Raw genomic sequence first — 14,127 nt, forward strand, 5'->3', positions numbered from 1 at the left:
AATCGGCCCGGTCGGGGATCAGCTGCCGATGTACTTGCGGATCGCGTCCGAGATGATGTCGGAGAACGAACCGGTCGAGCTGGTCTGACCGTCCGAGGAACCCAGGCCGTTGTTGTTCAGGCTGCCGAGGGCGGACTCGCCGACGGTGTTCGGGCGGGCGGTGAAGCACGCGGTCAGGTTCGGCAGGCTGTTGCTGACGCCGACGGTGCCGGCGACGCCGATGCCACCGCTGGTGACCTGCTGACCACCGGAGAGGTTGGTGGGCACGCGGTAGGTGATGGTGTAGGTGACCGGGTTACCCGAGTTCACGAACCAGCCCGGGTTGGTGACCTTCCAGCCGCCGCCGTTCGGCTCCGGGGTGACGTCCTCGGTGCGCTGGCCGCCGGCCAGGTGGTAAGCGGTGACGCTGGCGCTGAGCGGGGCGCCGAAGCCCGACGGCGGGTAGTCGGTGATGGTGTTGACGTACGGGTTGCCGATGCCCGTGGTGCCGACGACGATCTTGTACGTCGCGGTGGTGCCGACGCCGATCGAGTCGCCGTTGACCGACTTGTCGTAGGTCATGGTGATGCCGACGGTGCTGGCATCCTTCTTCTCGGCGTGCGAGCTGATGGAGCAGGTGCCCTCCGCGGAAGCGACACCGGTCTCGAGCGCGGTCATACCCATACCGGCGAAAACCATGGCGGTAGAGGCGGCGATAGCGGCCGCGCGGCGATTACGGAACATTTGTTTTTCCTCCAAGTTGTCCCGAGATCCTCCGGGACCGATCCATACTTACCGAGCGCTGCGGACGACTCGGAGTGGTGGACTCCACACTGGGGGTAAGTAAACAGGTGTAACTGGTCCCCTGTCCAGGGTTTGCGAAAACTACTCGAAGCTACTGACTAGTAAACATTTCACATACGTTTTGGGTATGAAAAAAGCACCCCCGGACCGAAGTCCGGGGGTGCCTTTCAGCCTTTGCGAACGGCTTCGCGCCTCAGCGCTGGGCGACCATGGTCGGGGTGATCGGGGACGGCAGCGCCGTCTCACCCTCCAGGTACTTGTCCACCGCGGCGGCCGCCGCGCGGCCCTCGGCGATGGCCCACACGATCAGCGACTGACCGCGGCCCATGTCGCCGGCGACGAAGACGCCGGGCACCGTGGTGGCCCAGTCCTTGTCGCGCATGACATTGCCGCGCTGGTCGTAACCGACGCCCAGACCCTCGAGCAGGCCGTTCTTCTGCGGGCCGACGAAGCCCATGGCCAGCAGCACCAGGTCCGCCTCCAGGGTGAAGTCGGTGCCGTCGACCTTCTCGAAGCGGCCGTTGACCATCTTCACCTCGTGCGCCTGCAGGCCGGTGACCTTGCCGTCCGCACCGACGAAACGCTCGGTGTTGACGGAGAACACGCGCTCGCCGCCCTCCTCGTGAGCCGAGGAGACGCGGTACATCAGCGGGTAGGTCGGCCACGGGGTCGAGGCGGCGCGCTCCTCCGGCGGACGCGGCATGATCTCGAACTGGTGGATCGACTCCGCGCCCTGACGGTGCGAGGTGCCCAGGCAGTCCGCGCCGGTGTCACCGCCACCGATGATGACGACCTTCTTGCCACGCGCGTTGATGCGCGGCAGACCGTCCTCGTCGGTGATCTGGTCGCCCAGCTGCACGCGGTTGGCGAGCGGCAGGAACTCCATGGCCTGGTGGATGCCGTCCAGGTCGCGACCCGGGATCGGCAGGTCACGCGCGATGGTGGCGCCACCGGCCAGGACGACCGCGTCGAACTGCTTGCGCAGCTGGTCGGCGGTGACGTCCACGCCCACGTTCACGCCGGTCTTGAAGATGGTGCCCTCGGCCTCCATCTGCGCGACGCGGCGGTCGATGAAGCGCTTCTCCATCTTGAATTCCGGGATGCCGTAGCGCAGCAGGCCGCCGATGCGGTCGTCGCGCTCGAACACGGTCACGGTGTGACCGGCCCGGGTCAGCTGCTGGGCGGCGGCCAGGCCCGCGGGGCCGGAGCCGACGACCGCGATGCGCTTGCCGGTGAGACGGGTCGGGTAGACCGGGGTGACCCAGCCCTCGTCGAAGCCGTTCTCGATGATCTCGACCTCGACCTGCTTGATGGTCACCGGATCCTGGTTGATGCCCAGGACACAGGACGCCTCACACGGAGCCGGGCACAGGCGGCCGGTGAACTCCGGGAAGTTGTTGGTCGCGTGCAGCCGATCGAACGACTCCTTCCACGCGCCCTTGTACACCAGGTCGTTCCACTCGGGAATCAGGTTCCCGAGCGGACAGCCGTTGTGGCAGAAGGGGATACCGCAGTCCATGCAACGGCTGGCCTGCTTCTGCAGGGTCTCGTGGGAGAACTTCTCCTCGTAGACCTCTTTCCAGTCCAGCAGTCGCAGCGGAACCGGACGGCGCTTGGGCAGTTCCCGGGAAGTGTGCTTCAGGAAGCCTTGTGCGTCACCCATTTACGAACTCCTGACTAATGCGCTGCGCGCACGGAACAACGATGGTGCTGCGTTGCACCGCAAAGGTGAGGTCAGCCACGAGCCGCCTCCATGATGGCTTCATCCACGTTCCGGCCGGCCTTCTCGGCCTCGGAGATGGCGAGCAGGACCTTCTTGTAGTCGCGCGGCATGACCTTCGCGAACTTGGTCACCTGCTGCGACCAGTCGCTCAGGATGCCTTCGGCGACAGCCGAACCGGTCTCGTCGCGGTGCTGCGCGACGATGTCGTGCACGATCTGCGCGTCGTCGGACGAGAGCTGCTCCAGGTCGACCAGCTCGGTGTTGAGGTTGGCCTCGAAGGTGCCGTTCGGGTTGTACACGTAGGCGATACCGCCCGACATGCCCGCGCCGAAGTTGCGGCCGGTCTCACCGAGGATGACCACGCGGCCACCGGTCATGTACTCACAGGCGTGGTCACCCACACCCTCGACGACCGCGGTCGCGCCCGAGTTGCGGACGGCGAAGCGCTCGCCGGCCACACCGCGCAGGAAGGCCTGGCCGCTGGTGGCGCCGAACAGGATCACGTTGCCCGCGATGATGTTCTGCTCCGCGACGTAGGACTCCGGCGCGTCGTCGGACGGGCGCACCGTGATGCGGCCACCCGAAAGACCCTTGCCGACATAGTCGTTGGCGTCGCCGACCACCCGCAGGGTGATACCGGCCGGGACGAACGCACCGAACGAGTTACCGGCGGAACCGGTGAACGTGATGTCGATGGTGTTGTCCGGCAGGCCGACTCCGCCGTACAGCTTGGTCACCTCGTGGCCGAGCATGGTGCCGACGGTCCGGTTCACGTTGGTGATCTTGGAATCGAACTTGACCGGCTTGCCGCGCTCCAGGGCGTCGGCCGAACGCGCGATCAGCTCGTTGTCCAGCGCCTTGTCCAGACCGTGGTCCTGGTCCTTGGTGCGGCGGCGGTCCTGGAACATGAACGCGGTCTCGACGTCGTCCAGGATCGGCGACAGATCGAGCTTGGCGGCCTTCCAGTGCGCCTTCGCGGCGGTGGTGTCGAGCAGGTCGACCCGGCCGACGGCCTCGTCCAGGGTCCGCAGACCCAGCGACGCCAGCAGCTCGCGGACTTCCTCGGCGACGTAGAGCATGAAGTTCTCGACGAACTCCGGCTTGCCGGTGAAACGCTCACGCAGCACCGGGTTCTGGGTCGCGACGCCCACCGGGCAGGTGTCGAGGTGGCAGACCCGCATCATGATGCAGCCCGAGACGACCAGCGGAGCGGTCGCGAAACCGTACTCCTCGGCGCCCAGCAGCGCGGCGATCATGACGTCGCGGCCGGTCTTCATCTGACCGTCGACCTGAACCACGATGCGGTCGCGCAGACCGTTGAGCAGCAGGGTCTGCTGGGTCTCGGCCAGGCCGAGCTCCCAGGGGCCACCCGCGTGCTTCAGCGAGGTCAGCGGCGACGCACCGGTACCACCGTCGTGGCCGGAGATGAGCACCACGTCGGCGTGCGCCTTCGAGACACCCGCGGCGACGGTGCCGACGCCCGGCTCCGCGACCAGCTTCACGTGAATCCGCGCCTGCGGGTTCGCGTTCTTCAGGTCGTGGATCAGCTGCGCCAGATCCTCGATCGAGTAGATGTCGTGGTGCGGCGGCGGCGAGATCAGGCCGACGCCCGGGGTGGAGTGCCGGACCTCGGCGACCCACGGGTACACCTTGTGCGCCGGAAGCTGGCCGCCCTCACCGGGCTTCGCGCCCTGCGCCATCTTGATCTGGATGTCGGTGCAGTTGGTCAGGTAGTGCGCGGTCACGCCGAAGCGGCCCGAGGCCACCTGCTTGATCGCCGAACGACGCCAGTCGCCGTTCTCCTCCGGCTCGAAGCGCGCCGGGTGCTCGCCGCCCTCACCGGAGTTCGAGCGACCGCCCAGGCGGTTCATGGCGATGGCCAGGGTCTCGTGGGCCTCGGCCGAGATGGAGCCGTAGCTCATCGCACCGGTCGAGAAGCGCTTCACGATCTCCGACGCCGGCTCGACCTCGTCGATCGAGATCGGGTTGCGGTGCTCGTTCTTGAACTTGAACAGACCGCGCAGCGAGGCGAGACGCTCCGACTGGTCGTCGACCAGCTTCGTGTACTCCTTGAAGACCTTGTACTGGCCCGAGCGGGTGGCGTGCTGCAGCTTGAACACCGTGTCCGGGTTGAACAGGTGGTACTCGCCCTCACGACGCCACTGGTACTCGCCGCCGATCTCGAGCTCGCGGTGCGCGCGCTCGTTGCGGTTCTCCAGGAACGCGATCCGGTGCCGCTGCGCGACCTCGTCGGCGATGTCGTCGAGGCCGATGCCGTCCAGCGGCGAACGCAGACCGGTGAAGTACTCGTCGACGAGCTCCTGCGCCAGGCCGACGACCTGGAACAGCTGCGCGCCACGGTAGGAGGCGATGGTGGAGATGCCCATCTTGGACATCACCTTCAGCACGCCCTTGCCGGCCGCCTTGTTGTAGTTGTAGACGGCCTTCTTGAAGTCGGCCGCGTGATCGCCGGTGCTGCCCGGCATCTGCAGCGCGCCGCGCTCCAGCATGTCCTCGATGGACTCGAAGGCCATGTAGGGGTTGATGGCCGCCGCGCCGAAGCCGACGAGCATGGCCATGTGGTGCACCTCGCGGGCGTCACCGGCCTCGATGACCAGGCCGACCTTGGTGCGGGTGCGTTCCCGGACCAGGTGGTGGTGCACCGCGGCGGTCAGCAGCAGCGACGGGATCGGGGCCAGCTTCTCGTTGGACTCGCGGTCGGACAGCACGATGATGCGCGCGCCGCCGTCGATGGCCGCCGAGACCTGACGCTGCACGGCCTCGATGGCCTTGCGCAGCCCCTTGCCGCCCTTCTTGACCGGGTACAGGCCGTGCACGACGACCGAACGCAGGTCGGGACGGGAGCCGTCGTCATTGATGTGGACGAGCTTGGACAGCTCGTCGTTGTCCAGGATCGGCTGGGTCAGGGTGATCTGACGACAGGACTCCGCACCCGGGTTCAGCAGGTCGGCCTCCGGGCCCACCATGCTGCGCAGCGAGGTCACGACCTCTTCGCGGATGGCGTCCAGCGGCGGGTTGGTGACCTGCGCGAAGAGCTGCGAGAAGTAGTCGAACAGCAGGCGCGGCCGCGAGGACAGCACCGCGATCGGGGTGTCGGTGCCCATCGAGCCGAGCGCCTCGCCACCGGTCTGCGCCATCGGCGAGATCAGGATGTTCAGTTCCTCGGTGGAGTATCCGAAGATCTGCTGGCGGATCAGCACGCGGTCGTGCGACATGTGCACGTGCGGGCGGTCGGGCAGGTCGCTCAGCTTGGTCGGGCCCTCGTCCAGCCACTGCTGGTACGGGAACTCGGCGGCCAGCGAGGACTTGACCTCGTCGTCGGAGATGATGCGGCCCTGCGAGGTGTCGACCAGGAACATGTGGCCGGGCTGCAGGCGCTTCTTGTAGACGATCTTGGCCGGATCGATGTCGAGCACGCCGACCTCGGAGGCCAGCACGCACAGACCGTCCTCGGTCACCCAGATACGGCCGGGGCGCAGACCGTTACGGTCCAGCACCGCGCCGACGACCGTGCCGTCGGTGAAGCACACCGAGGCCGGGCCGTCCCAGGGCTCCATGAGGAAGGAGTGGTAGCGGTAGAACGCGCGCTGCTCCGGGGTCATGGACTCGTGGCGCTCCCACGCCTCCGGAATCATCATGAGCACGGCGTGCGGCAGGCTGCGGCCACCCAGGTGCAGCAGCTCGAGCACCTCGTCGAAACGCGCGGTGTCCGAAGCGCCCGGGGTGCAGACCGGGAAGATCTTCTCCAGGCGGTTGTTGCCCTCGGCGTCGGTGCCGAACACGTCGGAGTTCAGCAGCGCCTCACGGGCCCGCATCCAGTTCTCGTTACCGGAGACGGTGTTGATCTCACCGTTGTGGGCGACGCGCCGGAACGGGTGCGCCAGCGGCCACGACGGGAAGGTGTTGGTGGAGAAGCGCGAGTGCACGATGCCCAGCGCCGACTCGACCCGGTCGTCCTGCAGGTCCAGGTAGAACGCCCGCAGCTGCGGGGTGGTGAACATGCCCTTGTAGACGAAGGTCTCGCCGGACAGGCTCGGGAAGTACACCGACTCCCGGCCGGTCGCGCCCTCACCGGCACCCGCCTTGCCGAGCTCGTGCTCGATGCGCTTGCGGATGACGTAGGCGCGGCGCTCCAGGTCCATGCCGGAGAGCTGCTCGGCGCCGCCCGTGGGCGAGGCGATGAAGATCTGCCGGAAGGTCGGCATCGCGTCACGCGACAGCGCGCCCAGCGACGACCCGTCGATCGGGACCTCGCGCCAGCCGAGGACCTCGAGGCCCTCCTCGCGCACGATCTTCTCGACGCCGTACCCGGCGCGGGCGGCCTCGCGGCGTGCCTGCGGCAGGAAAGCGATACCGGTCGCGTAGGAACCTTCGGCGGGGAGCTCGAAGTCGACCACGGCACGGAAGAACTTGTCCGGGAGCTGGATCAGGATGCCCGCGCCGTCACCCGAGTTGGGTTCGGCGCCGGCCGCACCACGGTGCTCCAGGTTCAGCAATGCCGTAATAGCCTTGTCGACGATGTCGCGGCTGCGGCGGCCGTGCATGTCGACGACGAATGCGACACCACAGGCGTCGTGTTCATTCGCCGGGTCATAGAGCCCGATGGGTCCAGGGGACCTGTGGCCAGGAAGTTGCGTCATGCCTCTGCCTTCACAAAAAACAGGCCTTCGAAGAATGCGGCCTTCGTCGAACGCCTCCGGTCTGGACTGCGTCCGGACGTTTCGGAGACCAGCGGCGCTGATGGTCACTCCGTGCAGTCAACTTTGCAGTTGTCCACCCGCTTCGATTACCTAGTCGGGTGCTCGGTGGTAACGGAACTCTTACGCGTTCGCTACACGCCGTGCCGTTCTCGCCCGCTAGGCTGAGCGCCGATCGGGCCTCTGTCCGTATGGGGAGATACGCCGAATTGTGTGGTTCGGCGTAAGAGCAAACGATAAGTCAGGACTGGAGCCCAACCAACTCAGGTAAGGCTAATTCCAGCTTCTAGCTGGGCTTCTACATCCGGTCCTCCAACACACGCGCGTTCTCCAGTGTAAAGCAGGGGTGCCCGTGCGTTTCAGTTGAGTTCACCACTGTGACGCACCCGCGCGAGGTCGACGGCCGGACGGTCCAGCGCAGCTCCGGACTGCCTCCCACCTGCAATGAATCAGGTTTCCCCACAAGCGGATCCGGCAAACCGGGCGTTAGGCCGCTAACTTTCCGGACAAGTTCCGTCGCTCCGGCGACCACCCGGGAGACATGGGCTCGCAACGTGCGGACCGTACGGAATTTTTCCTGAATGTGGGATTCAGCACACGTTCAGCAAACCGTAAATCTGTCTCCCGACTCGGTTTTCGGCGATATCCGAGACCGGGCGCCGGTGATCAACACCACCTCAACGGCCCGAAAAGGGCCGATGTGAGCCTGGCCACATCACACCCGCCGCGGTCGGTGTAACCGCCGGACGCCTGTCACGCTGAGACAACGAATCAGCGACAGTTTCGCTCTGCCGAACCACCTGGGACGTAGAGGATGTGAGCCTCCCATGACAGATCCCCACGTCCATTCCCCGGCCGGACCCGGCGACCTGCTGGTCTGGCTGGGTGGGGCGCAACCGCAGCTCACCGCCGGTCCCGAACGTGCGGGCTACACCGTCACCGGTGCGGTGGTGGCCCTGTTCGCGGTCACCGCGGGAGGCGTCACCGCCGCCGCGACCGGGGCCGCGGGCTGGCCCGCCCTCGGCGTCGTCGCCATCGCGCTGATCGCCACCCTGCTGGTCGGGGCGCTGTCCCGGGCCCTCGCCACCGCGGCCACGCCCGATCGGCGCGCGGACCGGCGGGCCGTCGCCGAATTCGCCGGGCGCATCGCTGTCGCGGTGCTGGCCGGGGTGGTGGTGGCCGAACTGGCCTGCACCCTCCTGTTCTCCGGCACCGTGCACCGGCTGCTCGACGAGAACGCACAGCACGCGGTGGAATCAGCGCCCGCCGTGGTCACCGCACGCACCGACCTGGACCAGGCGAAAGCCGCGCGCGGCGCGCTCGAGCAGCAGATCATCAAGGCGCAGAACGACGTCGCGACCGCGCTGAAGATCGCGCGCTGCGAGATCAACCCGGCGCAGGACTGCGACGGGATCCCCCGGACCGGCGTCCCCGGACGCGGTCCCGAGGAGCGCACCGCCAATCAGATGCTCGACGACGCGCGGAACCAGCTCACCGCCGAGCGGAACAAGGTGGCCGGGCTCGACGACAAGGTCACCGCGCAGGACAAGGCCCTCGCCGACGCCCGCAAGGCCGCCTACACCGACGGCGACCGCGGACTCGGGGCGCGCTGGGTGGCCATGAACGACTACACCACAGGGCATTTCGGAGGGTTCATCCTGCGCTTCGCCGTCGCCCTGCTCCTGATCACCCTCGCCCTGCTGCCACTGCTGCTGCGCTGGTGGCGCGGCGAGACGGCGTTCGACCGCAGCGTCGCGGTCAGCACCGAGACCGACCGGATCGACCAGGCCGCCGCCACCGCCATCGCCGTCAAACAGGCCGAGGTGCGGGTGGAGACCGAAAACCTGCGCGCGGAACAACAACTCACCGCCGCGCGGCTGGCCGCGCACGCCGACACCGCCATCGACCGGGAACGGCAGCGCACCCGCATCATCGCCGCCATCGGCAATTTCGAGATCGGCATCACCGAGCCCGCGCAGCGCGCCGTGGCCGAATTCGACTCCGCCACCAGACTGGAACTTCCGGCCGGGACCGCGGCCGGAGATCGAAAGGACAGCACCGTGTCCCAGGAGGGGATCGTGACACAGTCGCCGAACCTGCCCGCCCAGCTCGCCTCGGGTGCGCTGGCCCCCGTGCCGTCCGGCGGCGCGCTCGCGCCCGCCGCGCCGGCGCCGCAGCCCGCCAAGGGGGGCGGGCTGGAACTGCCGATCATCGGCACGGTGCCGTTCACCGACACCGCCGCCCGCTGGATCCGGCCGCTGGTCCCGTCCTTCGTGGCCAATGCCATCGACACCGCCACGCATCCGCTGCGCACGGTGCGGCAGGCCTTCGAGGAGGCCGAGGAGATCACCTTCACCCTGCGCCGCACGCGCAAGGTCACGGTGGACTCGGAGGATTCCGCGCAGCCGCAGCAGCACCAGCAGCAGATGTACGCGCAGCCCCAGCAGTACGGATATCTGCCGCAGGGCGCGCCCCAGCAGGTGTACGCGCAGCGGGTGGCCGCCACCGTGGTGGATCAGCCCTATGCCGCCTACCCGGGATACGCCCCGCTCCCCCAGGGTCAGGTGGTGGACCCGGGCTACCCGCTGCCCGCGGCCCCGCAGCAGGACGCGCTGGCGGGTCGCCGCAACCCCGAACTCGACTACCGCGCCCCGCGCGAACTGCCGCCCGGCAAGGGCCAGGAGTAGCCCGCGGAACGCACTGTGGCCCGGATGTTTCACGTTGAACACGGAAACATCCGGGCCACAGCCTTTTTCGACTACTCCGCCGCGGTCTTGCGGGTCGCCGCGCGGTAGGCGACGAACGCGGTCAGCAGCAGGATGACCGCCGTCGAGGTGGCAGCCAGATGGATGCCGCTGACGAACGCCGTGTGCGCCGAGTTCAACAGCTCCCCGGCCGCGGGTTCCGGGAGCGCCCGAGCGGTTTCGATGGCGCCGCCCAGGGACTCGCGCGCCGCGTCCGCCTGACCCGACGGCACGTGCGTCAGGTCCAGACCGCCGCGGAACGCCGCCATCACGGCGCTGCCCAGCACCGCCACGCCCAGGGCGATACCCATCTCCATCGCGGTCTCCGAGATGGCGGCGGCATTGCCCGCGCGCGCCTCGGGCGCGGTGCTCACGATCATGTCGGCCGACACCGTCAGGGCCACACCCTCACCCAGTCCGATCAGCAGGAAGCCGACGATGAACGGGGTCACCGAACCCGAGGGATCGGTGGGCAGCAGCCAGTAGAGGCCCGCGCCGAGCGCGACGGTCGCCAGCGAGCCCGCGAGCACGGTCGCCGGACGCCAGTACCGGACCAGCCATGCCGCGGCGAGCGCGCCCAGCATGGAGCCGACCGTGCCCGGGATCAGCAGCAGTCCGGCCTCCAGCGGCGACTTGCCCAGCACCAGCTGCAGGTACTGCGAGCCGAAGAACAGCACGCCGGCCAGCGCGAACACCGACAGCAGGTTGGTGACCACCGCGGCCCGGAAGGCGGGCAGCCGGAACAGGTCCAGGTCGATGAGCGGGGCCGACAGCCCGCGCTGACGACGCACGAACAGCACCCCCGCCGTCACCCCGACACCGGCGCTGATCAGCAGGTTCAGGCTCGGGCCGTGGGCCGCGAACTCCTTGACCGCGTACACCACCGGGATCAGGGCCAGCATCGACAGTCCGGCGCTCACCAGGTCGAATCGGCCCGGGTTGGGGTCCCGCGATTCCGGTACCAGGATCGGTGCCAGGACCAGCAGCAGCGCCATGACGGGCAGGTTCACCAGGAACACCGAGCCCCACCAGAAGTGCTCGAGCATCCAGCCGCCGAGCAGCGGGCCGAACGCCGCACCCGAGGCGGCCATCGCACCCCAGACCGAGATGGCCAGGGTGCGCTGGCGGGCGTCGGCGAACATCGACCGGATCAGGCCCAGGGTGGCGGGCATCAGGGTCGCACCGGCGACACCCTGCAGGACGCGGGCGGCGATGAGCATTTCGGGGCTGATCGCCCAGGCCGCGAGCGCCGAGGCGGCCGCGAATCCGGCCGCGCCGATGAGCAGCAGGCGACGGCGGCCGATGCGGTCGCCGAGGGTGCCCATGGTGACCAGCAGGCCGGCCAGCACGAAGGAGTAGACATCGATGATCCAGAGCAGCTGCGGGGTGGTGGGCGCGAGGTGCGCGGTGATCGAGGGGACCGCCAGGTCGAGCACGGTGGCGTCGACGGCGATCAGCAGCAGCGCCAGGGCCAGCACGGCGAGCCCGGCCCAGTCCCGGGCGCGCGCCTTGGGCGCGGCGGGCGGGGTCACGGGCCGGTCGAGGGTCGAAGGAGTTCCGGAACGCGCGGTCGAGTGGGTGGTCATCAGCTTTCTCTTTCGGTTCTGAACCGTCCAGACGGTACAGTAACAGCCTGAACCGTCCAGCCGGTACAGTCAACCCCCGTGACCACCCGCGACCCCGCCGGCACCCGCGACCGGATCCTCGACGCGCTCGAGAACCTGCTGCTCGACAAGGGCCTGTCCCAGGTGACCCTGGAGAACGTCGCCGCCACCGCCGGCGTCTCCAAGGGCGGCCTCCTCTATCACTTCAAGAGCAAGGACGCGCTGCTCGCCGGACTGCTGCGCCGCGTCACCGAACGGGCCGACCAGCAGGTGCGCACCGCGATCGAACAGGGCCGATCGGTGGCCGAGTGGTATCTGCAAGCGCCACATCCAGACAACGAATCCGACGCCGTCGAACTCGCGCTGTACCGATCCATGCTCGCCGCGATGCGGACCGTCGACGCCCCGGCCGACGCCGCCCAGGCCGAGACCGACCGGGCCATCACCGAGGTGATGACCTCCTGGAAGACGGCCCTGGACAACGAGATCGACGACCCGGTGCGGGCCGAGATCGTGCGACTGGTCGGCGACGGCGTCTACCTGCGCGCACTGATGGGAATGCCGCCGATCGAACCGGACATGTACCGCCAGGTCGTCGCCAGGCTCCTGGGGCCCGAGTCCGGATAGACTCGGGCCCGTGTTGCCGACCGCCGCCGACTCCGTCGGTTCGCCGACCGGCTCGGTGGGGGAACCGACTTCGACCGACCCGGCGGTTGTTCCGATTCGCCCGATGCAGTTCCGGGAACTGCTGGACCTGCCGTTCGCGCTGATCCAGGCCCGGATCACGATCCTGGCGGCCCTGCTCGGGGCGGCCTGGGTGGCCGCCGTGCTGGTGTCCGTCGCGGGCACCGCTGCTGCCGCCGCGATCACCGGTGATTCCGACCTCGGAACCTTCTGGGGCGCGCTGCTCACCAGCCTGCTGTGTGCTTGGGCGCTACGGTTTTTCGTGCGCGGGGTGACCGTGCCAGCCGGACTGGACGTCGTGCACCGCAGGCCGTCGACCTGGCGTGGCGTACTACGGCGACTGCGCTCCGGAGCCGGACCGCTGCTCGCCTACCAGGTGATGTACACGCTGATCGGGGTCGGCGTGCTGACTGTGGGCACTCCCCTGATATTCACCGCGCCGTTCGCGGTGATCTGGCTGGCCTGGCTGCGCGGACGGCGATTCACGCTGGTGCCCAGCATCTTCGACGGTTCGATCGGCTATCGCGAGGCGGCCCGGCGGGCGAAGCTGCTCGCGGGTGGGACGGAATGGCAGCTGGTCGGGCTGTGGCTGTACCTGCGGGTCCTGCTGCTGGTGCTGGCGGTGCCGCTGCTGGCATTGCCGCTGTTCATCACCGACTTCTCCGGCACCCACCGCTGGACGGTGACGGTGCTGGTCTTCTCGATCGCACTGCTCGCCGTGGCGATCGGCGAGCTGGTGGAATCCGCCACCCAGGTCGTCACCTACGTGGACCGGCGCTGCCGCCGCGAAGCCTGGGACATCCGGGTACCCACGGGAGGCGCCCGATGACCGAGCTTCCGCACGCCGCGCCTCCCGAGCCCGCGCTGGGCCCGGCCGCCGCGCACCTGGCCGCGGCCGAGGAAGCCGCCCGGCGCGGGGACTTCGGAGTGGCGCTGCGCGAACGGTATCGCGCCGTCACCCGCGGTCTGGAGCAGCGCGGCATCCTCGACGAGGAGCGGGCGCGCACCGCGCGGGAGACGGCGCGGGCCGCCACCGCGGCGGTCCACGAGGCGGGTGAACTGCCCTCGGCGGCACACAGTTTCGACGAGGTCGTCTACGGCGGCCGGTACGCCACCGAATCGGAGTACCGGCAGCTCGAACAGGCCGACCGGTTCTCGAGCGCGCCGCCACCCAAGGCCGGGCCGGTCGAGCTCACCGAGAAACGCAAGGTCCGCAAAACCAAAGCCGCCAAGGACAAATCCGCACGCGAGCGCCCGGAACTGCCGGAGCTGCTGCGGGATTGGCGACTGTGGGCGGCGCTCGCGGCTCTGCTGGCGGTCGTCGCGCTGGTGTACGCGCTCTCCCACCTCGGGACGCCCACGCCGCCGCACCATCCGGACATGCCGCCGACGCGTCCGCCGAACCCGAGCCGGGAACCGGATCTGCCGCCGAACTTCGGTGGCGGCGACGACTCCATCTTCGAGCGGCTGCCGGGCTGGCTGGCCTTCGGCGGACTGCAGTTCCTCATCGCCTGGGTCGCGGTGCTGTGGTGGCGCGGCCGTCGGCGCGGTGCGATCGTGCGCGAACCGCTGCCGGTCGAGGCCCCGGCTCAGGAACTGCTGGCTGGACAGGCCGGGCTGTACCGGAAATCCCGCGATCACGACCACGTGGCCGCCAAACTGCGGGCGGCGGCGCTGCGCCGATTGCGCCCCGTGCTCGGCGTCACCGCCGACACCCCGGCGGAACTGGTGGTCGGGGCGCTCGCCGTCCGCACCGGCGCGGACCCGGCCGTCCTCCGCGCCGCCCTCTACGACCCGGTCACCGACCGGGAGACCCTCGAACTCGTGGCGGCACAACTCGAATGGATCGAAGCGGAGGTCTTGTGACCAAC

Annotated in this window: 8 protein-coding genes; 4 read left to right on the forward strand and 4 right to left on the reverse strand. The window is 68.8% G+C overall.

Annotation, left to right across the window (positions count from 1 at the left end; genetic code table 11):
- Positions 1-18 precede the first annotated feature (18 nt).
- The 3 genes from ABZ382_RS14590 to gltB all read right to left on the reverse strand — a co-directional run bounded on the left by ABZ382_RS14590 (position 19) and on the right by gltB (position 7,167).
- Positions 19-723 (reverse strand): hypothetical protein, encoded by a 705-nt coding sequence (locus ABZ382_RS14590; protein WP_357088423.1) that lies wholly within the window; start codon positions 721-723, stop codon positions 19-21.
- A gap of 253 nt (positions 724-976) precedes the next feature.
- Positions 977-2,446, reverse strand: coding sequence for a glutamate synthase subunit beta (locus ABZ382_RS14595; protein WP_357088425.1), 1,470 nt, complete (start codon positions 2,444-2,446; stop codon positions 977-979).
- A gap of 71 nt (positions 2,447-2,517) precedes the next feature.
- Entirely contained in the window at positions 2,518-7,167 is a 4,650-nt protein-coding gene (gene gltB / locus ABZ382_RS14600) for a glutamate synthase large subunit (protein ID WP_357088428.1), read from the reverse strand.
- A gap of 884 nt (positions 7,168-8,051) precedes the next feature.
- Here gltB and ABZ382_RS14605 point away from each other — a divergent pair.
- Positions 8,052-9,911 (forward strand): DUF4407 domain-containing protein, encoded by a 1,860-nt coding sequence (locus ABZ382_RS14605; RefSeq protein WP_357088431.1) that lies wholly within the window; start codon positions 8,052-8,054, stop codon positions 9,909-9,911.
- A gap of 71 nt (positions 9,912-9,982) precedes the next feature.
- On the opposite strand, the gene ABZ382_RS14610 is transcribed toward ABZ382_RS14605, so the two are convergent.
- A complete protein-coding gene (locus ABZ382_RS14610; RefSeq protein ID WP_357088434.1) occupies positions 9,983-11,554 on the reverse strand; it encodes an MFS transporter in 1,572 nt (523 codons plus the stop codon).
- Between the two features lie 78 nt (positions 11,555-11,632).
- Between ABZ382_RS14610 and ABZ382_RS14615 the strand changes: the two genes are divergently transcribed.
- The 3 genes from ABZ382_RS14615 to ABZ382_RS14625 are packed head-to-tail and all read left to right on the forward strand — an operon-like array spanning position 11,633 to position 14,122.
- Entirely contained in the window at positions 11,633-12,199 is a 567-nt protein-coding gene (locus ABZ382_RS14615; protein WP_357088436.1) for a TetR/AcrR family transcriptional regulator, read from the forward strand.
- Positions 12,200-12,209: 10 nt separating this feature from the next.
- Entirely contained in the window at positions 12,210-13,085 is an 876-nt protein-coding gene (locus tag ABZ382_RS14620; RefSeq protein WP_357088439.1) for a hypothetical protein, read from the forward strand.
- Complete coding sequence (locus tag ABZ382_RS14625; protein WP_357088442.1) at positions 13,082-14,122, forward strand: DUF4129 domain-containing protein; 1,041 nt, start codon at positions 13,082-13,084, stop codon at positions 14,120-14,122. Before ABZ382_RS14620 ends, ABZ382_RS14625 begins: the two co-directional genes overlap by 4 nt.
- Positions 14,123-14,127: the final 5 nt, after the last annotated feature.

Source organism: Nocardia sp. NPDC005825 (assembly GCF_040630175.1).
Classification (GTDB): Bacteria; Actinomycetota; Actinomycetes; order Mycobacteriales; family Mycobacteriaceae; genus Nocardia.